The organism is Mixta calida, from assembly GCF_002953215.1.
In the GTDB taxonomy this organism is placed as follows: domain Bacteria; phylum Pseudomonadota; class Gammaproteobacteria; order Enterobacterales; family Enterobacteriaceae; genus Mixta; species Mixta calida.
Genome location: NZ_CP026378.1, coordinates 1768091 through 1789662, shown reverse-complemented (window position 1 = coordinate 1789662; position 21572 = coordinate 1768091). Strand labels below are relative to the sequence as shown.

At 54.5% G+C, this 21572-nt stretch carries 22 protein-coding genes; 12 read left to right on the top strand and 10 right to left on the bottom strand.

Annotated elements, in window-relative coordinates:
• Positions 1-117 precede the first annotated feature (117 nt).
• Positions 118-3567: a transcription-repair coupling factor gene (mfd, locus tag C2E16_RS08445; protein ID WP_038626738.1), complete on the top strand. Its 3450-nt coding sequence runs from the start codon at positions 118-120 to the stop codon at positions 3565-3567.
• A gap of 88 nt (positions 3568-3655) precedes the next feature.
• Here mfd and C2E16_RS08440 read toward each other — a convergent pair whose 3' ends face one another.
• From C2E16_RS08440 to hinT, 8 genes are all read right to left on the bottom strand, one after another.
• Positions 3656-4204: a glycine zipper 2TM domain-containing protein gene (locus C2E16_RS08440; RefSeq protein ID WP_104951467.1), complete on the bottom strand. Its 549-nt coding sequence runs from the start codon at positions 4202-4204 to the stop codon at positions 3656-3658.
• Positions 4205-4486: 282 nt separating this feature from the next.
• Positions 4487-5791, bottom strand: coding sequence for an NAD(P)/FAD-dependent oxidoreductase (locus tag C2E16_RS08435; RefSeq protein ID WP_084971688.1), 1305 nt, complete (start codon positions 5789-5791; stop codon positions 4487-4489).
• 219 nt (positions 5792-6010) lie between these two features.
• A complete protein-coding gene (gene ycfP, locus C2E16_RS08430) occupies positions 6011-6553 on the bottom strand; it encodes an alpha/beta hydrolase YcfP (RefSeq protein ID WP_038626745.1) in 543 nt (180 codons plus the stop codon).
• A 40-nt stretch (positions 6554-6593) separates the two neighbouring features.
• On the bottom strand, positions 6594-7631 hold the full coding sequence (nagZ, locus tag C2E16_RS08425) for a beta-N-acetylhexosaminidase (RefSeq protein WP_174705313.1): 1038 nt from the start codon (positions 7629-7631) through the stop codon (positions 6594-6596).
• Between the two features lie 57 nt (positions 7632-7688).
• Positions 7689-8522: a thiamine kinase gene (gene thiK / locus C2E16_RS08420; RefSeq protein WP_038626749.1), complete on the bottom strand. Its 834-nt coding sequence runs from the start codon at positions 8520-8522 to the stop codon at positions 7689-7691.
• The gene (gene lpoB, locus C2E16_RS08415) at positions 8503-9114 is read right to left on the bottom strand and encodes a penicillin-binding protein activator LpoB (protein ID WP_038626751.1); all 612 of its coding nucleotides are present in this window, start codon (positions 9112-9114) and stop codon (positions 8503-8505) included. Before lpoB ends, thiK begins: the two co-directional genes overlap by 20 nt.
• Before the next feature lie 12 nt (positions 9115-9126).
• Entirely contained in the window at positions 9127-9495 is a 369-nt protein-coding gene (locus C2E16_RS08410; RefSeq protein WP_084971599.1) for a YcfL family protein, read from the bottom strand.
• A gap of 20 nt (positions 9496-9515) precedes the next feature.
• Positions 9516-9863: a purine nucleoside phosphoramidase gene (gene hinT, locus C2E16_RS08405; RefSeq protein WP_038626756.1), complete on the bottom strand. Its 348-nt coding sequence runs from the start codon at positions 9861-9863 to the stop codon at positions 9516-9518.
• A 365-nt stretch (positions 9864-10228) separates the two neighbouring features.
• Here hinT and C2E16_RS08400 point away from each other — a divergent pair, with 365 nt between their 5' ends.
• The 11 genes from C2E16_RS08400 to C2E16_RS08350 all read left to right on the top strand — a co-directional run bounded on the left by C2E16_RS08400 (position 10229) and on the right by C2E16_RS08350 (position 18901).
• Positions 10229-11821: an MFS transporter gene (locus tag C2E16_RS08400; protein ID WP_038626758.1), complete on the top strand. Its 1593-nt coding sequence runs from the start codon at positions 10229-10231 to the stop codon at positions 11819-11821.
• A 14-nt stretch (positions 11822-11835) separates the two neighbouring features.
• On the top strand, positions 11836-12975 hold the full coding sequence (gene bglB, locus C2E16_RS08395) for a beta-galactosidase BglB (RefSeq protein ID WP_084971597.1): 1140 nt from the start codon (positions 11836-11838) through the stop codon (positions 12973-12975).
• 253 nt (positions 12976-13228) lie between these two features.
• Complete coding sequence (locus C2E16_RS08390; protein ID WP_084971595.1) at positions 13229-14068, top strand: YPO3983 family protein; 840 nt, start codon at positions 13229-13231, stop codon at positions 14066-14068.
• A complete protein-coding gene (locus tag C2E16_RS08385) occupies positions 14062-14532 on the top strand; it encodes a DUF943 family protein (RefSeq protein ID WP_084971593.1) in 471 nt (156 codons plus the stop codon). Before C2E16_RS08390 ends, C2E16_RS08385 begins: the two co-directional genes overlap by 7 nt.
• A 185-nt stretch (positions 14533-14717) precedes the next feature.
• Entirely contained in the window at positions 14718-14936 is a 219-nt protein-coding gene (locus tag C2E16_RS21385; RefSeq protein WP_104951466.1) for a type VI secretion system tube protein Hcp, read from the top strand.
• Between the two features lie 207 nt (positions 14937-15143).
• On the top strand, positions 15144-15995 hold the full coding sequence (locus C2E16_RS08375; RefSeq protein WP_104951465.1) for a YPO3983 family protein: 852 nt from the start codon (positions 15144-15146) through the stop codon (positions 15993-15995).
• Entirely contained in the window at positions 15979-16452 is a 474-nt protein-coding gene (locus C2E16_RS08370; RefSeq protein ID WP_084971761.1) for a DUF943 family protein, read from the top strand. The genes C2E16_RS08375 and C2E16_RS08370 overlap by 17 nt, the downstream gene beginning before the upstream one ends.
• A 91-nt stretch (positions 16453-16543) precedes the next feature.
• On the top strand, positions 16544-16762 hold the full coding sequence (locus C2E16_RS21380) for a type VI secretion system tube protein Hcp (RefSeq protein WP_104951464.1): 219 nt from the start codon (positions 16544-16546) through the stop codon (positions 16760-16762).
• Between the two features lie 207 nt (positions 16763-16969).
• Positions 16970-17809, top strand: a complete 840-nt coding sequence (locus C2E16_RS08360; RefSeq protein WP_104951463.1) for a YPO3983 family protein — start codon at positions 16970-16972, stop codon at positions 17807-17809.
• The gene (locus C2E16_RS08355) at positions 17806-18273 is read left to right on the top strand and encodes a DUF943 family protein (RefSeq protein ID WP_084970503.1); all 468 of its coding nucleotides are present in this window, start codon (positions 17806-17808) and stop codon (positions 18271-18273) included. Before C2E16_RS08360 ends, C2E16_RS08355 begins: the two co-directional genes overlap by 4 nt.
• A 22-nt stretch (positions 18274-18295) precedes the next feature.
• Complete coding sequence (locus C2E16_RS08350; protein WP_306552689.1) at positions 18296-18901, top strand: Hcp family type VI secretion system effector; 606 nt, start codon at positions 18296-18298, stop codon at positions 18899-18901.
• 142 nt (positions 18902-19043) lie between these two features.
• On the opposite strand, the gene ptsG is transcribed toward C2E16_RS08350, so the two are convergent.
• Together ptsG and C2E16_RS08340 are read right to left on the bottom strand one after the other, a co-directional pair.
• The gene (ptsG, locus tag C2E16_RS08345; protein ID WP_038626763.1) at positions 19044-20477 is read right to left on the bottom strand and encodes a PTS glucose transporter subunit IIBC; all 1434 of its coding nucleotides are present in this window, start codon (positions 20475-20477) and stop codon (positions 19044-19046) included.
• Between the two features lie 296 nt (positions 20478-20773).
• On the bottom strand, positions 20774-21568 hold the full coding sequence (locus C2E16_RS08340; RefSeq protein ID WP_038626764.1) for a metal-dependent hydrolase: 795 nt from the start codon (positions 21566-21568) through the stop codon (positions 20774-20776).
• Between the last annotated feature and the right edge of the window lie 4 nt (positions 21569-21572).

Here is a 21572-nt window from a genome sequence, read left to right as displayed (position 1 = left end):
CAGCCGCCGGGCCAGTTATCGCGCTGAGGCAAAAAGCCTGCCTCAGCAGATGATCCGTGCCGCGTTCTGTGGAATGATTACGCCCCTGAAATAAACAGAGAGAACGTCGAAACGACTATGCCTGAACAGATTCGCTATGCCCTGCCCGCCGCGGCAGCCGATCAACGCCAGCTGGGACAGCTCACCGGCGCCGCCTGCGCCGTCGAATGCGCGGAGATGGCGGAGCGTCACCGGGGGCTGGTAATGCTGGTTGCGCCGGATATGCAAACCTCGCTGCGGCTGCAGGATGAGATCCAACAGTTTACCCGCCAGCCGGTGATCAGCCTGGCCGACTGGGAAACGCTGCCGTTCGACAGCTTCTCTCCACATCAGGACATCATCTCTTCCCGCCTTTCCACGCTCTATCGCCTGCCAACGCTGACGCGCGGCGTGCTGATCCTGCCGGTCAATACGCTGATGCAGCGCTACTGCCCGCACGATTTCCTGCACGGCCATGCGCTGGTGATGCATAAAGGGCAGCAGCTGTCGCGCGACAGGCTGCGCGCGCAGCTGGAGCAGGCGGGCTATCGCCATGTCGATCAGGTGATGGAGCATGGCGAATACGCCACGCGCGGCGCGCTGCTGGACCTGTTTCCGATGGGCAGCGAACAGCCCTACCGCATCGACTTTTTCGATGACGAGATCGACAGCCTGCGTCTGTTCGACGTCGACAGCCAGCGCACGCTGGAAGAGGTGGAGGCGATCAACCTGCTGCCCGCTCACGAATTTCCGACCGACAAAGCCGCCATCGAGCTGTTCCGCAGCCAGTGGCGCGAACATTTCGACGTGCTGCGCGAGCCGGAGCATATCTATCAGCAGGTGAGCAAGGGCACGCTGCCGGCCGGTATTGAATACTGGCAGCCGCTCTTTTTTGAACAGCCGCTGGTGCCGCTGTTCAGCTATTTGCCGCGCGATACGCTGGTGGTCAGCACCGGCGATCTGGAGGCCAGCGCCGACCGCTTCTGGCAGGATATTACCGCGCGCTTTGAAAACCGCCGCGTCGATCCGATGCGTCCGCTGTTGCCGCCGGAAACCTTATGGCTGCACACCGATCAACTGTTCGCCGAGCTCAAGCAGTGGCCGCGCGTGCGCATGAGCGCCGAGGCGCTGCCGGATAAAGCGGCCAACACCAATCTCGACTATCAGCCGCTGCCCATGCTGGCGGTGGAGCCGCAGGCGAAGGCGCCGCTCGATAATCTGCGTCGCTTCCTGGAAAGCTTTAACGGCGCGGCGATCTTTTCGGTTGAGAGCGAAGGCCGCCGCGAAGCGTTGCAGGAACTGCTGGCGCGCATCAAGCTGAATCCGAAATTGATTCAACGCTTCGACGAGGCCGCCGAGCCGGGTCACTACCTGATGATCGGCGCCAGCGAACGCGGATTTATCGATAATCTGCGCCAGCGCGCATTAATCTGCGAAGGCGACCTGCTGGGCGAACGCGTTACCCGCCGTCGTCAGGAAACGCGCCGCACTATCAACCCCGACGTGTTGATCCGCAACCTGGCGGAACTGCATCCCGGTCAGCCGGTGGTGCATCTGGAGCATGGCGTCGGGCGCTATATCGGCCTGACGACGCTAGAAGCGGGCGGCATCAAGGCGGAATACCTGATGCTGGCTTACGCTAACGACGCCAAGCTCTACGTGCCGGTCTCCTCGCTGCATCTGATTAGCCGTTACGCCGGCGGCGCCGATGAAAACGCCCCGCTGCACAAGCTGGGCAGCGACGCCTGGTCGCGCGCGCGCCAGAAAGCGGCGGAAAAAGTGCGCGACGTGGCGGCGGAACTGCTGGATATCTATGCGCAGCGCGCCGCTAAGCAGGGCTACGCCTTTAAATTTGACCGCGAACAGTATCAGCTGTTCTGCGACAGCTTCCCGTTTGAGACTACGCCGGATCAGGCGCAGGCGATTCATGCGGTGATAAGCGATATGTGTGAGCCGCTGGCGATGGATCGCCTGGTGTGCGGCGACGTCGGCTTCGGCAAAACCGAAGTGGCGATGCGCGCCGCCTTTCTCGCGGTGGAGAACAACAAGCAGGTGGCGGTGCTGGTGCCCACCACCCTGCTGGCGCAGCAGCACTATGATAACTTCCGCGACCGCTTCGCCAACTGGCCGGTGCGCATTGAGATGCTTTCACGCTTCCGCAGCGCCAAAGAACAGGCGCAGGTGCTGGAGCAGGCAAGCGAAGGCAAAATTGATATTCTGATCGGCACGCACAAGCTGCTGATGAGCGACCTGAAATGGCGCGATCTGGGGCTGCTGATCGTCGATGAGGAGCACCGCTTCGGCGTGCGTCACAAGGAGCGCATCAAAGCGATGCGCGCCGACGTCGATATCCTGACGCTGACCGCGACCCCGATTCCGCGTACGCTGAATATGGCGATGAGCGGAATGCGCGATCTGTCGATTATCGCTACCCCGCCCGCCCGACGTCTGGCGGTGAAAACCTTTGTGCGCGAATACGATCATCTGGTGGTGCGCGAGGCGATCCTGCGTGAAATTTTGCGCGGCGGCCAGGTCTACTATCTCTATAACGACGTGGAGAATATCGAAAAGGCGGCGCAACGGCTGACGGAACTGGTGCCGGAGGCGCGCATCGCTATCGGACACGGGCAGATGCGCGAGCGCGATCTGGAGCGGGTGATGAACGATTTCCATCATCAGCGTTTCAACGTGCTGGTGTGCACCACCATCATTGAAACCGGCATCGATATTCCGACCGCCAACACCATTATTATCGAACGCGCCGACCATTTCGGCCTGGCGCAGCTGCATCAGCTGCGCGGACGCGTTGGCCGTTCGCACCACCAGGCGTACGCCTGGCTGCTGACGCCGCCGCCGAAAGCGATGACCACCGACGCGCATAAACGTCTGGAGGCGATCGCCTCGCTGGAGGATTTAGGGGCAGGGTTCGCGCTGGCGACGCACGACCTGGAAATCCGCGGTGCGGGCGAGCTGTTGGGCGAAGATCAGAGCGGCCAGATGGAAAGCATCGGCTTCTCGCTCTATATGGAGCTGCTGGAGAACGCCGTCGATGCGCTGAAAGAGGGACGAGAGCCGTCGCTGGAGGACCTCACCAGCAATCAGACCGATATCGAGCTGCGTATGCCTGCGCTGCTGCCGGACGATTTTATCCCCGACGTCAATACGCGTCTTTCCTTCTACAAGCGTATCGCCAGCGCGGACGACAGCCGCGAGCTGGACGATTTGAAAGTGGAGTTGATCGACCGCTTCGGCAACCTGCCCGATGCGGCGCGCAACCTGTTGGATATCGCCGCGCTGCGCCTGACCGCGCAGCAGCTCGGCGTGCGCCGTATCGAAGCCAGCGAGAAAGGCGGCTTTATCGAGTTCGCCGAGAAGAACAAAGTGGACCCGGCCTGGCTGATCGGCCTGTTGCAGCAGGACCCGCAGCAGTGGCGGCTGGATGGTCCGACGCGCCTGAAATTCACGCGCGATCTGACCGAACGCAAGCTGCGCATGAGCTGGCTCCGTGAACTGATGGAGCAGATGCAGCAACATACGCTGACCGGTTAACGGCCGATGGAAAACCGAGGCAAAAAAACGGGCCGTCAGGCCCCGTTTTTTTGTATGGCGTTCGCTACGCCTGATTATAAGGCGTCAGCTACGCTTGATTACTGTTGCTGTTAAGAATCAACTGGCCGTTACGGTCCAGAGGAATACGGGTGCCGGGGTCATTTTCCATACGAATTTTCCCCTGCTGGTCGCCTATTTTGTAGGTTACGTCGTAACCCAGCATCTTATCCTGTTTGTCGTAGACGGTTTTACAGCGCTGTTCGGTCGTGGTGTAGGTATCGCGCTCCTGCAGACCGCCCTGCACCTGGTTGCCGGCATAGCCGCCCGCCAGCGCGCCCGCGACGGTCGCTACATCCTTGCCGCGTCCGCCGCCGAACTGATGGCCGAGCACGCCGCCCGCCACTGCGCCCAGCACCGAGCCGGCGATGCGGTTTTCATCCTGCACCGGGCGACGATGAGTTAACGTAACGTTGCGGCACTCCTGACGCGGATTCTTGATAGTTTCCTTGATAGGCGTTGCGGAAATAACCTGTGCGTATTGGGGGCCAGGATTAAATACGTTCATGCTGGCCACGGCCGCCACACCCAGAGCAGCAACTACACCAATACCCATACCCGCTATCATTGATTTATTCACAGGAAATCCTCCTGATAATGTTACCGCGCAATCCTGCCGCTGCCGGTTCCGTTGCAGCGAGGCATACTCGGCGTGCGCGACTCGCCGTGCTAGTTATGAAAATTTTGCAGACAGGGAGGAAAACCAGCAATCAGATAAAGGGAAGAAACGCAGCAAACCAGGATAAATGCTCCGTTTTCAGAGAGTTCCTAGCGGTACTGATGGCGCTTTTGCGCCGGGCGGAGAAAGTGCGCTGCGCCGCAGACGCGACGCAGCAAAAGCCCGGCGTGGCCGGACCAGTGATTAATGCAGTTTCAGACGTGGACGGATCACGCGGTTGATGCTGCCTACCAGCATCATCAGGCCGGTTTTAAAGTAGCCGTGCAGCGCAATCTGGTGCATGCGGTAGAGCGAGATATAGACGAAACGCGCGATGCGCCCTTCCACCATCATCGAGCCGCGCATCAGGTTGCCCATCAGGCTGCCGACGGTGCTGAAGCGGGAGAGCGACACCAGCGAGCCGTGATCTTTGTAGACGTAAGGCTTCAGCGTCTGCCCTTTCATCTGCGCCAGGATATTTTCCAGCGCTTTAGAGGCCATCTGGTGCGCCGACTGCGCGCGCGGCGGCACGAATCCGCCCGACGGCAGCGCACAGGAGGCGCAATCGCCGATGGCGTAAATATCCTCGTCGCGTGTGGTTTGCAGCGTCTCTTTCACCACCAGCTGATTAATGCGGTTGGTTTCCAGTCCGCCGATATCTTTCATAAAGTCTGGCGCCTTGATGCCCGCAGCCCAAACCATCAGGTCCGCTTCGATAAAGTCGCCGCTTTTGGTGTGCAGGCCGTTTTTATCGGCGCTGGTGACCATGGTTTGCGTCAGCACCTTAACGCCCAGCTTGGTCAACTCCTGATGCGCCGCCGCCGAAATGCGCGGCGGCAGCGCCGGCAGAATGCGTTCGCCCGCTTCGACCAGCGTTACGTTCAGCACCTGGTTATCCAGCCCTTTATAGCCGTAGCTGTGCAGCTGTTTCACCGCGTTGTGCAGCTCCGCCGACAGCTCAACGCCCGTGGCGCCGCCGCCGACGATGGCGATATTGATCTTCTCCTGCGCGCTGGCGTTGGCGGAGAATTTCAGGAACAGGTTCAGCATCTCATTATGGAAGCGCTGCGCCTGATGCGGATTATCCAGGAAGATGCAGTGATCTTTCACGCCCGGCGTGCCGAAATCGTTTGAGGTGCTGCCCAGCGCCATCACCAGCGTGTCGTAAGGCACTTCGCGCGCGGGAACCAGCACTTCGCCCTGCGCATCACGAATTTCCGCCAGCTGCAGACGTTTATTTTCACGATCGATATCCACCAGCGAGCCCAGCTGAAACTGGAAATGGTGGTTGCGCGCATGGGCAAGATAACTGAGCGCATCGATGCCTTCATCCAACGAGCCGGTCGCCACTTCGTGCAGCAGCGGCTTCCACAGATGACTGTGGTTGCGATCCACCAGGGTAATTTCCGCTTTTTTACGACGGCCCAGCTTATGTCCCAGCTGCGTTGCCAGCTCCAGTCCGCCAGCGCCCCCTCCAACAATAACAATTTTTTTCAATGGCGTAGTCAAAAAGACCCCCTCAAAAATGTAAACCAAAAGTTAATTAAAGGTTAAATAAACCCTTAATTAACATAGGGTTGCGACGTTAATCGCGAGCTAAAGGCAGAATAGCATGGCGGGGTAATTTGGTCATACCAAATTTGATACAGATCAATTTTAGCGCAACAACTCAGAGAATGACGCAAAAACGCGGGACAACGCAGGGCGTTATCCCGTCGGAACGGCGCTTTAGCCCAGCGTTTTAAAGGCTTTGATACGTTGCAGATGGGACGAAACGTCAGGGAATTTATGCGGCTGCTGCTCGTCCCACACAATCTCATAATAGGGGTTCAGCGCCTCGGCGCTGCGCTGGCTGTCAAGGATGCCGTCATGGCGGGAAAGCAGCGTCAGGCAGCGATCGCGGTTTTTCGCGCGAAAGTTGCTGACGCACTTGGTGGCGATATCGAGATACTCTTCCGGTCGATCGATTTTGTCGCCCATATTTTCATTGGGCCACAGGTTAGGGTTTATGATCACCTGGCGGATATCGCAGAGAAAACCGATGCGCTCCGCCCAGTAACCGCCCAGCCCCACGCCGCAGATTAGCGGTCGTTCGTCGACGTTCAGCATCAGCATTTTGTCGGTTTCTTTTAACAAATGCTGCATGTCGTGCTTAGGATGGCGCGTGCTGTAGCTCAGCAGGCGGACATCAGGATCGATGAATTGCAGCTGCAATACTTTTTCATGATTGCCCGGACTACTGGAATCAAAACCGTGCAGATAAATAATCATGGTTATCCTCACCGTTGATTAACCTGCCGGGCATCCCGTATCAGTTGCCCGACGCCTTGTGCGCCAGCCAGCGTTGCTGTAGCGCGCTCAGCAACTGGCTGGCGCGCTGCCAGCGCGGGGAATCAAGCAGCTGCTGGCGGCTGAACGATCCCTGATGATACAGACGGCTCACCTGCTCTGCTTTGATCGGCGGCAGGTTATCCAGCACGCTGACCGCGCCTTTGCGGTCGTTGCAGACCAGAATCATATCGCAGCCCGCATCCAGCGACGCCTGAGCGCGCTGCGCATAGCTGCCCATGATCGCCGCCCCTTCCATCGACAGGTCGTCGGAAAAGATAATGCCGTTAAAATTCAGCTCGCCGCGCAGCACCTGCTGCAGCCAGAAGGGAGAGCCGCTGGCGGGGCGCGGGTCAACCTGAGTGTAAATGACGTGCGCGGGCATAATGGCATCAAGCGCCTGCTCAGCGATCAGCTGTTGGAAAATCGCCATATCATGCTGACGAATGATCGCCGCGTCGCGGTCATCGCGCGGCGTCTCTTTATGGGAGTCGGCGCTGACGGCGCCATGACCAGGAAAATGCTTGCCGGTGGTTTTCATCCCGGCTTCGTGCATACCTGCAATAAAGCGACGCGCCACGCGCAGCGCGATATGCGGATCTTTATGGAACGCGCGATCGCCGATCGCCGCGCTGATATGGCCAATGTCCAGCACCGGCGCGAAACTGATGTCGATATCCATCGCAATCATCTCCGACGCCATCAGCCAGCCCGCCTCCTGCGCCAGCGTGTCCGCCTCTTCGGGCGCATTCAGCGCGGCAAAAGATTGCATCGCCGGCAGCGTGGTGAAGCCGTCGCGAAAACGCTGCACTCGCCCGCCTTCCTGATCGACCGCCACCACCAGCCGCGCATGGGAAGCGGCGCGGATCTGACGCACCAGCTCGCGCAGCTGTTCGGGATCGTGATAATTGCGCGCAAATAAAATCAGCCCGCCCACCAGCGGGTGAGCCAGAATTTCGCGCTCTTCGGCGTCCAGCTCGTAACTTGTCACATCCAGCATGACCGGACCGGGTATCGACATGATGATTCCTCCTGTAAAAACTGGCGCACATCATAACGAGAATGCGGGACCCGCGCGCTAAATTTGTCGCCAGGCGTCGATAGCCAGCTGACGCAGCGTTTCATCGCCGCTCTGCTCCCAACGCAGCTGATACCAGCTGGCCATCAGCAGCCGCAGCCAGGGGCGCCAGCGCGCCGCCTGACGCCGCAGCGCGGCGGGAGCGATACGGTTCGCCCGCGCGTAAGCGGCCAACAGCGCATCGCCCTGCGCGGCGTTCAGGCCGTTGCCGTCGATAATGGCCGCCAGTTCCAGCGCCACGTCGCCGTCAGCGGCGTATTCCCAGTCAATCAGGCGCAAACCGGCGGGCTGCGTCAACAGGTTGCCGGGATGAATATCCATATGCAGCAGTCCCAGCCGCAGCGGCGGCGGTTCACCGCGCCGCGCCAGCCGCTTCAGCTGTCGCAGCCAGCGCGGATGACGGTGTCGACACTGAAGCCAGTAGTGTTGCAGCAACGGCAACAGTCGCAGGCGGTAGCCGCTCAGCGGTTGGCGGTGCAGCTGCGTCAGCAGCGTGACCAGCTCCGGCTGGCATGCGGAAAAGCGATCCGGCGGCAACGTCTCGCCGGGCAGCCACTCCAGCAGTAGCCAGCGCGCGTTGATCGCCAATGCGCGCGGCGCCAGCCCGCTTGCCGTCAGGCGATGCAGGATACGCCATTCGCGCTGGCGCGAGATAAAGGGAATCGGGGAGGAAGGAATACGCCGCGCCAGCCACTGCCGGCGACCGCAAACCACCTTGCCGGAGAGGCCGGTCAGACCGTTAAGGGGATGATAAAAACAACCGGCAGCTTTCGCTGCCGGTTGTTGGGCATCAATCAGCGTCTGCAGCGCGGCGTCAATGCTGTACGCTGCCATTGCCTGACCAGATGATCTCCCCGGTTTGCACCAGCATCAGCTGCATCTGCAACTCAGGAGATTTGATATCGCCCTGAGCGTTGCTGTAAAGCACATACTGCGCGCCGACGTAACGCGCCAGGCCCACCGCTTTGCTGCGCGAAGTCAGGCTGTCTTCCGGCGACAGGCCGAGCGTCTGCTTCGCCTGCGCCAGCTGCTGCGGCGTCACCAGCGTAAAGGTGTTGTTGTTCGCCAGCGCATTTTGCAGCGCCGCCGTCGCCTTCGCGGTTTGCAGGCTGCCGTTTGTGCTGTTTTTAATGCGATCCACCAGCAGCACGCTGCCTGAAGTAATGCCCTGCGCCTTCAGCATCTGCGCCACCAGCGGCTGAATGCTGGCGTCCCAGTCGATAGATTTCAGTTTTGGCGGCTGCGGCACCGCTTCGCCCGGCTGCTGAGTGGTGATCGGCGGCGGCTGCACCACCGGCGGCAACGGCTGCGAAGGTTGGACAGGTTCTACCGGCGCAGGCGGCTGTTGAGACTGCTGGTTGTTGATACAACCCGCCAGAAAAAATGCAAGCAGCACGACGCCGGAGAGTTTTAAACGCCTGGACACGGTTTTTTCCTCTTACAGATAAAGATAAAGACGAACTTTGCTTGCCATCAGATTGCCGATTTGCGAACTGATCTCAAGCCGCTGATTTGGCAATACCACAACGGTGCGCGGCGTCTCGAACGGCTGGATCTCCAACCCTTTATCGTCATACCAGTAAAAACGATAGTGGACGGTCACCGGTTTGCTCTGCTGGTTCTCCAGCACGCTCGCCGCCCGCTGTTGCCCTGACTGTTCGGAAATCGTCGGTTTGCTGGTCAGAATGCCTGCGGAAAGCACAGAGGATTCCATAATCAGCGACTGCGACGTATCGATTATCGCTTTATCGCTGCTACAGGCGGTAAGAAGCATAACCAGCGGCAGACTGGCGAATAACGCGCGCATGTTGAAGTTCCGCAATCCGGTTAGCTCAGCATCGGCCCCAGCGGGCGCCCGCCGACCAGGTGCATATGAATATGGTAAACTTCCTGCCCGCCATGCTGATTGCAGTTGACGATCAGACGGTAACCGTCTTCGGCAATGCCTTCTTTTTTCGCGATTTTCGCCGCAACGGTGAACATGCGACCCATCGCCTGCTCATGCGCTTCGCTGACGTCGTTGGCGGTCGGCACCAGAATGTTCGGCACAATCAGCACGTGCGTCGGCGCCTTCGGTGAAATATCGCGAAAGGCAGTGACCAGCTCGTCCTGATAAACGATATCGGCTGGTACTTCACGACGAATAATTTTACTGAAAATGGTTTCTTCAGCCATGATGCATATCCTTAGCAGAGAAGTAAGTCATGGGAGTATGAGCGAGAATTTCGTTTTCTTTCAACCTTCCCACCATTTTTCTTTTGTTCAGGCCGCCGTAGTGCCACTTTTTTGTACACCCTCTCGCCGTTGCGCCGATTTATTGTGCGCCTTTTCGCATTACCATCCACGCCATCTATAAAAAATAAAACGTTGTTTTATAAATTAGAGCCAGGGCAGGTTTTTCTTCGTTTTTTTGCCAGTATCCTCCACTTTGCAGCAAAAAAGCGAAGGTTTGCACGCGCCAGCCATTCTACTTTCGAGGTATCCGTCTGAGCTGTCGGAATTCATGCGTTATTTCAGTAGTCATGATGAGGAGATTGACAATGCCAGAGCGTAAAATTGGCTTACGGCACTACCTGGCTTATGGATCGGGCGATTTTTTGGGCGCCGGCACCACCGCCCTGACGGCGGCCTGGCTGCTTTACTTCTACACCACCTTCTGTGGTCTGACGCCGATCGAGGCGACCTTTATTTTCGCCATGGCGCGCGTGCTTGACGCCGTCATCAGCCCGCTGATGGGCTTTCTGACCGATAACTTCGGCTCTACCTGGCTGGGCAAGCGCTTTGGCCGCCGCAAATTCTTTATTCTGCTCGGCATTCCCTGCGTATTCAGCTACAGCCTGATGTGGGTCGGCGAGATGAGCTATCTCTATTACCTGCTCACCTACCTGCTGTTTGATATCGTCTACACCATGATTCTGGTGCCTTATGAAACGCTGGTGCCGGAGATGACCGACGATTTCAAAAAGAAAACCAAGTTTTCCGGCGCGCGCATCGCGCTGGCGCAGCTGTCGGCCATTCTGGCGGCTTTCCTGCCCGGCGTGCTGATTAACCATTTCGGTAAAGACAACGCCATCTCCTTTTTTTACGCCAGCCTGGTGTTCTCGATTATCTGCGCCATCGTGTTGACGCTGGTGTGGCTGTTCACCTGGGAGCGCGCGCCGGAAGATTTTTCCGAGGAATCGCGCCGTGCAGAAGAGGAAAAGCGGCAGCTGACGCTGGCGCAGAGCCTGAAACGCCTTTATGTCGAACTCGCCTCAACGCTGCGCATCCGCATTTTCCGTCAGCATCTGGGCATGTATCTCGGCGGCTATATCGCGCAGGATGTGTTTAATGCCGTTTTCACCTGGTATGTGGTGTTTGTGCTGATGCAGAGCGCGCAGATCGCTTCCAGCCTGATGGGCACGATGGCGATTTTGCAGTTTATTGCGGTAATGGGCATGATCCCGCTCTGTATCCGCCTTGGGCCTGCGCCTTCCTATCGCCTGGTAGTAACGCTGTTCGCCCTGAGCGCCCTCTCCTACGCCGCGCTCTGGTATACCGGCATGAACGATAGCATGGCGCTGCTGGTGCTGATCTCCGCGCTGGCCGGGCTGGGCCGCGGTGGCATCAACTATGTGCCATGGAATATCTACACCTATATCGCTGACGTCGATGAAGTGATTACCGGTCAGCGCCGCGAAGGGATCTTCGCCGGCATTATGACGCTGACGCGCAAAGCCTCTCAGGCGGGCGCCGTGATGCTGGTCGGCATCGTACTGCAACTCTCCGGCTTTGTTTCCGGCCAGGCGCAGCAGAGCGATAGCGTACAGCACACCATTCTGCTGATTCTGAGCGTCGGCACGCTGTGCGTGCTGGCGATCGGCTTCTTTATTTCCCTGCGCTTTCGCCTGAACCTGCATACCCATTCCGTACTGCGCGAAGAGACCAACAAAATGCGCCTTGCCGGACATCCGGTGCCGGATCGCATTACGCCCGAAGCGCGCGAGACGGTTGAGACGCTCGCCGGTCTGCCTTATGAAAACCTGTGGGGCAATAACAATATTGGCTTTCTTAACCGCCATCGCCCGCCCGCGCCGCCGCTGCGCCCTGTCCAGGCTGCCGACGCGGCGTTGCCGCATACTTTGAAACGATAGATAGGATCTGAACGATGACTGTATTTCCTGTAAAACATAGCGCCCTGCTGCGCCAGCCTGAATTCCTTCTGCCGCGTCCTCAGCTGGTGCAGCTGATTGAGAAGCTGACCGATAACCTGGTCGCTATTACCGATGAAAGCGGCGAATTCTTACTGCGGCTGGATGACGGGCGCGTCATCGATACCAAAGGCTGGGCCGGCTGGGAATGGACGCACGGCATCGGTCTGTACGGCATGTATCACTACTACCAGCAGACCGGCGATGAAAAAACGCTGGCGATTATCGACGACTGGTTCCGTCAGCGCCTGGCGGAAGGCACGCCGACCAAAAACGTCAATACCGTTTGCCCGCTGCTGACGCTGGCTTATCGCTACGAAGAGACGCGCAATCCGGCGCTGCTGCCGGTGCTGGAGCGTTGGGCGGAATGGGTCATGTATGAAATGCCGCGTACCGAACAGGGCGGCCTGCAGCATATCGTCTACAACAATGAGAACCACCAGCAGCTGTGGGACGACACGCTGATGATGAGCGTGCTGCCGCTGGCGAAAATCGGCAAGCTGCTTAATCGTCCGGAGTATGTCGAGGAAGCAAGCTATCAGTTCCTGCTGCACGTACAGTACCTGATGGATCGGGAGACCGGTCTGTGGTTTCACGGCTGGAACTTCGACGGCCGCCACAATTTTGCCAGGGCGCGCTGGGCGCGCGGCAATAGCTGGCTGACCATCGTCATCCCTGAGTTTATCGAGCTGATGGACTGGCCGGAGCAGCACGCCACGCGCCGTTTCCTGCAACAGGTGCTGGAGAGCCAGGTCGCCGCGCTGCGTCAGTGGCAGCATGAGAGCGGACTGTGGCATACCCTGCTTGACGATCGCGACAGCTACCTGGAAGCATCCGCCACCGCGGGCTTCGCCTACGGTATTTTAAAAGCGGTGCGCAAGCGCTACCTGTCGCGCGACTACCTGCCGATGGCGGAGCTGGCGGTGAAAGGCGTAGTGAATCATATCAATGAGGATGGAGAACTGACGCAGGTGTCATTCGGCACCGCAATGGGCAGCGCTCTGGATTACTATCGCCAGATTCCGCTGACCTCCATGCCTTACGGTCAGGCGATGGCGCTGCTCTGCCTGACGGAGTATCTGCGCGTTTATCTCTGAGTTAATCGGTGTCAATCCATGCGCCCCGCTGACGGGGCGCAGTCAGGTAGCTGTTTCCCCGCTTAATTTTTTCGGCGTCATCTTGTCTTCTTGTCAGCAACCTGCCCCCTCTATGGCTTTTTTATTCGGCGCTTATGCGCCTGCCAAGCCCGACTTTACCTTATCGCGTAACGGCGTTCGATATTTACACAATTTTCACAGCAACCTATTATCGCCGGAGTGAATATGGAAGAAGCAGCACAAGGAGTGCCCAATGACCGCTTTACGCTTTCCCTGCACAATATTTAAAACACAAAACAGAATGGATGATTACAGCGCGGAGGATATGCGTTACGGCGATCTGACCGAGCCGCAGCTGAAAAACGATTACCACCTGATCGATGTTTCTACCCGCGTTGACCCTTACACGCTGACGGAAATCACTCCTTTCAGACAGCCGCACTCGATGTTTTACGGCATGCGCGGCGAAGGCCGGAAAATCACGCAGCAGGAGTGCGCCAGCATCCTGTTTGACGAGATGCGTCACCTGTCGCAAAGCTTCGCCATCTGGGGTCCCTACAGGCATCTTATCGAAGAGATGATTACCCATATGCAGCGCGGCGAAGGCGAGCCGTTCAGGCGTTTATCGCTGGATAGTGCGCTCAGAATGCAAATAATGAATGATAAGACCGCTAACAGCACACTCCTGCTATTGCAAAAAACAATTAAAGACAATATAGACTGGGAACATAAACTTTATCCAGTTCAAAAGAATGCAGAGCTAAGAACAGCAATTCTTGATGGAAAATTGCCTAAATTTGACAGGTTTCAGGACAATATCAATGGCATGGGCATTACGGTTCATGATACCTGGGCAACACATATCATCATTGAATCATTGCATATTGAAAACAGCCGTTATCATGCGCGGGTGAAATACAGAATACAGGATCATTTTGGTCTTGACGCTTATGATATTTTGAAAGGAAAATTCCATCTGTTTCGATTTTTTCGTATCTGGTTTGTGTTGCAGCGATACTACCGATTTGGTTTTAAACCTTTCATTACCAATATGGAAGCCATAATAGAAATTTACGGAGACAGAAAATCGTGAGCAAGAGAAAAAAAATTCTCCTGGCGACATTCATCATTTCTGCCATATTGTTGATTTATTTATCCCGGCTCTATTTAAAACCAGTGAAAATCCTTGCCGTTCATAACGATGGAAACTATAGCGCTGTTTTGGTAACGCACTTTCCTTATACTGACACAGGGAAAATCGACTGGTGGCATGATAACAGAGATATGCTCAAAAACCGCTACGGTATCCCCAGGCCTTCGTCGGATGGGAATTTTACCATTACCTTCTGGTTGTTTGGCGAGGGTTATATGAAGCGAGAAAAATATGACAGGCTATGTTTTAACCATATGAAGACTGATAAGAATTGCATCGAGAAAAACAAAGTTTTTTCTGTAAGTAAAGGTCGTAATGGCGGCATGCAACTCATGGTTTACGATGGTATATACAAAACAGATAATAACGGTAAATGGGTAAAAAAACTTTTCTCAGAAAAATAACTTCACTATATGTAAAAAGCCGTTTTACATAACGGGCATAAGCGGCATCTGAGACAGTAGAAGTAGATAATAATTAGAAAATTACGTATTTTCCAATAAAGCTAACCCTGTAGCTGACTTAAATAAAAAGATATATCACATGGAGGCTCTGTAGCCATTAACGGGCGTAACAGCAAAGGAACTGTATGGAAAGCATATTTCTGAAAATAGATAGCGTAAGCGGAGAATCAAAAGATAGTGCGCATCCAGGATGGATCGATGTAACAAGCTACACATGGGGCGTCTGGAGAAACGGTGATGCCGCCGGGCCTGCGCATCCCGTTATAGAAATCTGTCGGTTCAGTGCGCTACAGTCAAGGCTACCGCGTTGGTACTCCTGTTCGCATCTAACGGCAACCGGATAAAAGCAATGCATCTTTCATTGTGTAAGGCGCGTAACGGCATGATTGAATCCTGTCGGGTTTCTGAGAGCATGGAGAAGCCTGTAACAGCAGCATGCTGGTATATGGCGACAGCACCATGGTTAGCCTCTTGCTACGAAGGCCGCTGACAGTCCGCGGCCTGATATCAATAAATAAACGTATGGAAAAAAGATGACACAAGGAGTGTACATGACCGCTTTACGCTTTCCCTGCACAATATTCAAAACACAAAACAGAATGGATGATTACAGCGCGGAGGATATGCGTTACGGCGATCTGACCGAGTCGCAGCTGAGAAACGATTACCACTTGATCGATGTCTCTACCCGCGTTGACCCTTACACGCTGACGGAAATCACTCCTTTCAGACAGCCGCACTCGATGTTTTACGGCATGCGCGGCGAAGGCCGGAAAATCACGCAGCAGGAGTGCGCCAGCATCCTGTTTGACGAGATGCGTCACCTGTCGCAAAGCTTCGCCATCTGGGGTCCCTACAGACATCTTATCGAAGAGATGATTACCCATATGCAGCATGGCGAAGGCGAGCCGTTCAGGCGTTTATCGCTGGATAGTGCGCTCAGAATGCAAATAATGAATGATGCTTCAAAGGAAAACAGTACGCGACTGTTGCTAAAAGATATGCTTGATAAGCATATTGATTGCAAAAATAAATTTTATCCTGCTGCTAAAGGAAAGGAACTAACTGTCGCTATCCTGGCAGGAAAACTTCCTAAATTTGACAGAATTCAGGATAATATTAACGGTATGGGTATCACCGTGCATGATACATGGGCGACGCATATCACCTTAAAAAGCCTTATTATCGACAACAACTGCTATCGGGCGCAGGTGTACTATAAAGTGCAAGACCATTTTGGTCTGGACAGTAATGATATTCTAAAATCCAAATTCAACCTGTTTCGGTTTTTCCGCATCTGGTTTGTGCTGCAGCGATACCATCGCTTTGGCTTTAAACCTTTTATCACCGAGATGAAAACGACGATAGAGATCAGCGGAGAATGTAATGAAAATAGTAGGTAAAAAAATCCGTTGGGCAATATTAACTATTGTCATCGCATCGCTGTGCCTTTTTCTCTGGCTTAACCTACGTCCAATTAAAGTCATTGCGGTCCATAAATTTCATGATTACCAGGGGTTTAGTGCAGTTCTGGTAAACCACTTTCCTTTGACTGCCAGAGGAAAAATAGAGTGGTGGAAAAAAAATAAGAAAATGCTTAAAAGTCGCTATGGCATCCCTGATCCCGCACCCTATGGTAGCTATACCATTACTTTCTGGCTGTTCGGCGATGGTTATAGGGCACGTGATAAATATGACAGACTGTGCTTTACCGATATGAAAAACCAACAAAACTGCGTAGAGAAAAACAAAGTCTTCACAGTTTCATATAGTGAAAAAAGCGGACTCTATTTCCTTGCTAATAATGGTTATTACCGAGTTAAAGATAATGGAGGAATAATAAAACTCCCAACCAATTAATCGACAGACTGTAAATTTTACCGAAACAGGCAGACGGACAATAAAAACCTACAGCCATCATCAATACATTAATCAGGAAAAAAAGAAATCTATGGAAAGTACATTTCTCAAAATAGAAGGGATAACCGGCGAGTCGCAGGATGCGGCTCATCAGGGGTGGATCGATGTAACAAGCTACACATGGGGCGTCTGGAGAAACGGTGATGCCGCCGGGCCTGCGCATCCCGTTATAGAAATCTGTCGGTTCAGTGCGCTACAGTCAAGGCTACCGCGTTGGTACTCCTGTTCGCATCTAACGGCAACCGGATAAAAGCAATGCATCTTTCATTGTGTAAGGCGCGTAACGGCATGATTGAATCCTGTCGGGTTTCTGAGAGCATGGAGAAGCCTGTAACAGCAGCATGCTGGTATATGGCGACAGCACCATGGTTAGCCCCTTGCTACGAAGGCCGCTGACAGTCCGCGGCCTGATATCAATAAATAAACGTATGGAAAAAAGATGACACAAGGAGTGTACATGACCGCTTTACGCTTTCCCTGCACAATATTTAAAACACAAAACAGAATGGATGATTACAGCACGGAGGATATGCGTTACGGCGATTTGACCGAGTCGCAGCTGAAAAACGATTACCACCTGATCGATGTTTCTACCCGCGTTGACCCTTACACGCTGACGGAAATCACTCCTTTCAGACAGCCGCACTCGATGTTTTACGGCATGCGCGGCGAAGGCCGGAAAATCACGCAGCAGGAGTGCGCCAGCATCCTGTTTGACGAGATGCGTCACCTGTCGCAAAGCTTCGCCATCTGGGGTCCCTACAGGCATCTTATCGAAGAGATGATTATCCATATGCAGCGCGGCGAAGGCGAGCCGTTCAGGCGTTTATCGCTGGATAGTGCGCTCAGAATGCAAATAATGAATGATAATTCGACGCAGAACAGTACACGGTTGCTGCTGCAAGACGCGCTTCAAGTATTTATTGACTGGAAAAATAGGAATTACCCAACAAGATTGAAAGAAGAATTAATAAAAACCGTTTTAAAAGGAAAGCTCCCTAAATTCGATCGTTTTCAGGATAATATTAACGGCATGGGCATCACCGTGCATGACACTTGGTCGACGCATATCACCTTAAAAAGCCTTTTTATCGACAACAACCGCTATCGGGCGCAGGTGCACTATAAAGTGCAAGACCATTTTGGTCTGGACAGTAATGATATTCTAAAATCCAAATTCAACCTGTTTCGGTTTTTCCGCATCTGGTTTGTGCTGCAGCGATATCATCGCTTTGGCTTTAAGCCTTTTATCACTCATATGGAAGCCACGGTAGAGATCAGCGGGGAAGCGAAATGACACGAAAAAATAAGAAGCTTACCAGGGCAATATTGATTATCGCCGTTATAGCAGTAGCCTGGTTTCTTTGGTTGCCTCTGCGTCCGGTAAAAGTCATTGCGGTACATAATGAAGGCAATTATAGCGATGTTCTGGTAGATCACTTTCCTGTTACCGTGCGGGGAAAGATAATCTGGTGGCAGAAAAACAGAGAAATGCTTAAAAACCGTTACGGCATCCCTAAACCTGATCCTTATGGTAACTATACTATTATCTTCTGGTACTTCGGCGACGGCTACACGGAAAGAGGCAAGTACGATGACAAGCTGTGTTTTATGGAAATGAAAACGCCAAAAAACTGTATAGAGAAGGATAAAGCCTTTATGGTCAGATACAGTGAAAATAGCGGCCTCTATTTTACCGCCACCGATGGTTATTACTATTTGAAAGGTAACGGTGAAATAACAAAAAGAACGCCTGACTAAAAATAAGCTAATTTGATGGTATATGACAGAAGGGAAATACAGAAACACTGTTTATGAAGCGGAAAAACAGAGGAGCCAATTTAACCACCGGACTGTAAATTTTACCGAAACAGGCAGACGGACAATAAAAACCTACAGCCATCATCAATACATTAATCAGGAAAAAAAGAAATCTATGGAAAGCACATTTCTCAAAATAGAAGGGATAACCGGCGAGTCGCAGGATGCGGCTCATCAGGGGTGGATCGATGTAACAAGCTACACATGGGGCGTCTGGAGAAACGGTGATGCCGCCGGGCCTGGCGCATCCCGTTATAGAAATCTGTCGGTTCAGTGCGCCATAGACAAGGCTACCGCGGCGGTACTCCTGTTCGCATCTAACAGCAACCGGATAAAAGCAATGCATCTTTCATTGTGTAAGGCGGGTAACGGCATGATTGAATCCTGTCGGATAACGCTGGAAAACGTCACCGTCACTGATGTGAATCTGGATGATGTCGCTGAGGCCGCGTATGAGTTCCAGGCGGACAAAGTGAAATTCCAGTACTGGGAACAGGCCGCATCCGGGATTAAAGGCGCGGAAAGCCGCATGGGCTGGGATATCAAAAACTCCACTTCCTGCTTTTAGCCGGTGCGGGAGCTGCCTGCACGACGATGCTAAAGAGGCAAAACAGAAACCCTACCCCCTCTTTCTCCGCTCTGAAGCGTTAACAGGCGGCGACAGACGAAAAAAAGGCCGCCCAGGGGCAGCCTTTTCCAGTCACAACAGATTAATTGTTGCGGATGTAGTCATCCATTTCGGTTTTCAGGTTATCGGACTTGGTGCCGAAGATAGCCTGTACGCCGGAACCTGCCACGACCACACCGGCAGCGCCCAGTTTCTTCAGGCCAGCCTGGTCGACTTTGGATACGTCGGCCACGCTAACGCGCAGACGGGTAATGCAGGCGTCCAGGTTAGTGATGTTCTCTTTACCACCAAACGCGGTTACCAGGTTCGCTGCCATTTCGTTAGAGGAACCGGTAGTCTGCTCGCTGGTCGCGTCTTCACGGCCAGGCGTTTTCAGATCCAGTTTAGCAATCAGCACGCGGAAGATGGTGTAGTAAATCAGGCCGTAGATGATACCGATAATCGGGAACAGCCAGATTTTGCTGCTGTTGCCGCTCAGCACGATAAAGTCGATCAGACCGTGCGAGAAGCTGGTGCCGTCACGCATGCCGAGCAGGATACAAATCGGGAAAGCCAGGCCTGCCAGAATCGCATGGATAGCGTACAGGATCGGCGCCACGAACATAAAGGAGAACTCGATCGGCTCGGTGATGCCGGTCAGGAACGAAGTCAGCGCGGCGGAGATCATGATGCCGCCCACTTTTGCACGGTTTTCCGGTTTCGCGGAGTGCCAGATAGCGATCGCAGCAGCCGGCAGACCGTACATTTTGAACAGGAAGCCGCCAGAAAGTTTGCCTGCGGTCGGGTCGCCCGCCATGTAGCGCGGGATATCGCCGTGGAACACCTGTCCGGCCGCGTTGGTGAATTCACCAATCTGCATCTGGAAAGGCACGTTCCAGATATGATGCAAGCCGAACGGCACCAGCGAACGCTCAATCACGCCATAAATACCAAAGGCGACGACCGGGTTCTGGTAGGCTGCCCACTGGGAGAAGTCCTGAATCGCGCTGCCAATCGGCGGCCAAATAAAGGAGAGGATCACGCCCAGAATAATCGCCGCCATACCGGAGATAATCGGTACGAAACGTTTACCGGCAAAGAAGCCCAGGTATTCAGGCAGCTTGATGCGATAGAAGCGGTTAAACATATAAGCAGCGATAGAACCAGCAATAATACCGCCTAATACCCCGGTATCCGCCAGATGTTTAGTTGCAATCTCCTCTGCCGGCAGATGCAGCACCAGCGGCGCCACGACCGCCATGGTTTTCACCATGATGCCGTAAGCAACAACAGCAGCCAGCGCCGAAACGCCGTCGTTATTGGTAAAGCCCAACGCCACACCGATGGCGAAAATCAGCGGCATATTGGCGAACACCGATCCGCCCGCTTCCGCCATGACATGAGAAACAACAGCAGGTAGCCAGGCAAAATTCGCCGAGCCGACGCCCAGTAAAATACCGGCAATCGGGAGTACCGATACCGGCAGCATGAGCGATTTACCGACCTTTTGCAGGTTTGCAAATGCGTTCTTAAACATATTGTGGAACTCCTGAGTATGAGTGCTTTTAATCGCGTTCTACGCGTGGCGAAGGAGGGAGGATCCTTCACCATTGGGGCTTTTTAGGGCCCTCTGGATTTATTACGAAGAGTAAAATAAATCCGTTCAGTTTTGTTTGATACCTGTCACGTTTCGCCCATCAGGCGGCTAACCTTTAGAATATTTTTTATTTTTCCGCCAACTTTCAGGCGGAAAAAAGTGGCGGCGCGACCTTTTTCGCGCTGCACTTTACGATTTTCAGGGATTAATTACGAGCTATAAAAAAAGGTCGGGGTTCAGGCATCCGTCAGACGCGACATGGGTACATGAAACAGCCTGGAGAAATTTTGCGTAGTGACCTGCGCCAGCGTTTCTACGTCCACCCCTTTCAGCACCGCCATATACTCGGCGACATCGCGCGTAAAAGCGGGCTGGTTCTCTTTGCCGCGATGTGGCACCGGCGCCAGATAAGGCGAATCGGTTTCTACCAGCATGCGGTCCAGCGGCACATAGCGCGCCGCATCGCGCAGCGCTTCCGCATTGCGGAAAGTGACGATGCCGGAGAACGAGATATAGAAGCCCATATCCAGCAGCTTCTCCGCGGTTTCGCGATCCTCGGTAAAACAGTGCAGCACGCCGCCGCAGCCTTCGACCTGCTCTTCACGCAGGATCGCCAGCGTATCTTCGCGCGCGTCGCGCGTGTGAACGATCACCGGCTTGTTTAATTCGCGCCCGACGCGGATATGTTCGCGGAAAGAAGCCTGCTGACGCGCTTTGGTTTCCTGCTGATAGTAGTAATCCAGGCCGGTTTCGCCCATGGCGATAACGCGCGGATCGGCCGCCAGCTGACGCAGCTCGGCGAAATCCCATTCCTCTTCCTGATTCAGCGGATGCACGCCGCAGGACCAGGCGATATTGGGCCGGTCGCCCAGCAGCGTCGTCATCGCTTTAAAGCCGGGCAGCGTAGTGGCTACCGCCAGCATAAATTTCACATCGCGCGCCGCCGCTTTCGCCAGCACATCATCCACATCTTTATGCAGCGTCTCGTAGTTCAGGCCATCAAGATGGCAGTGGGAATCAACTAAAAACATAACA

Excerpts from the sequence above, each read along its gene's own strand:
- mfd (WP_038626738.1), top strand. The coding sequence starts at position 118 with ATGCCTGAACAGATTCGCTATGCCCTGCCCGCCGCGGCAGCCGATCAA.
- ycfP (WP_038626745.1), bottom strand. The coding sequence starts at position 6,553 with ATGATTATTTATCTGCACGGTTTTGATTCCAGTAGTCCGGGCAATCAT.
- nagZ (WP_174705313.1), bottom strand. The coding sequence starts at position 7,631 with ATGTCGATACCCGGTCCGGTCATGCTGGATGTGACAAGTTACGAGCTG.
- thiK (WP_038626749.1), bottom strand. The coding sequence starts at position 8,522 with ATGGCAGCGTACAGCATTGACGCCGCGCTGCAGACGCTGATTGATGCC.
- C2E16_RS08410 (WP_084971599.1), bottom strand. The coding sequence starts at position 9,495 with ATGCGCGCGTTATTCGCCAGTCTGCCGCTGGTTATGCTTCTTACCGCC.
- hinT (WP_038626756.1), bottom strand. The coding sequence starts at position 9,863 with ATGGCTGAAGAAACCATTTTCAGTAAAATTATTCGTCGTGAAGTACCA.
- C2E16_RS08400 (WP_038626758.1), top strand. The coding sequence starts at position 10,229 with ATGCCAGAGCGTAAAATTGGCTTACGGCACTACCTGGCTTATGGATCG.
- bglB (WP_084971597.1), top strand. The coding sequence starts at position 11,836 with ATGACTGTATTTCCTGTAAAACATAGCGCCCTGCTGCGCCAGCCTGAA.
- C2E16_RS08390 (WP_084971595.1), top strand. The coding sequence starts at position 13,229 with ATGACCGCTTTACGCTTTCCCTGCACAATATTTAAAACACAAAACAGA.
- C2E16_RS21385 (WP_104951466.1), top strand. The coding sequence starts at position 14,718 with ATGGAAAGCATATTTCTGAAAATAGATAGCGTAAGCGGAGAATCAAAA.
- C2E16_RS08375 (WP_104951465.1), top strand. The coding sequence starts at position 15,144 with ATGACCGCTTTACGCTTTCCCTGCACAATATTCAAAACACAAAACAGA.
- C2E16_RS08370 (WP_084971761.1), top strand. The coding sequence starts at position 15,979 with ATGAAAATAGTAGGTAAAAAAATCCGTTGGGCAATATTAACTATTGTC.
- C2E16_RS21380 (WP_104951464.1), top strand. The coding sequence starts at position 16,544 with ATGGAAAGTACATTTCTCAAAATAGAAGGGATAACCGGCGAGTCGCAG.
- C2E16_RS08360 (WP_104951463.1), top strand. The coding sequence starts at position 16,970 with ATGACCGCTTTACGCTTTCCCTGCACAATATTTAAAACACAAAACAGA.
- C2E16_RS08355 (WP_084970503.1), top strand. The coding sequence starts at position 17,806 with ATGACACGAAAAAATAAGAAGCTTACCAGGGCAATATTGATTATCGCC.
- C2E16_RS08350 (WP_306552689.1), top strand. The coding sequence starts at position 18,296 with ATGACAGAAGGGAAATACAGAAACACTGTTTATGAAGCGGAAAAACAG.
- ptsG (WP_038626763.1), bottom strand. The coding sequence starts at position 20,477 with ATGTTTAAGAACGCATTTGCAAACCTGCAAAAGGTCGGTAAATCGCTC.
- C2E16_RS08340 (WP_038626764.1), bottom strand. The coding sequence starts at position 21,568 with ATGTTTTTAGTTGATTCCCACTGCCATCTTGATGGCCTGAACTACGAG.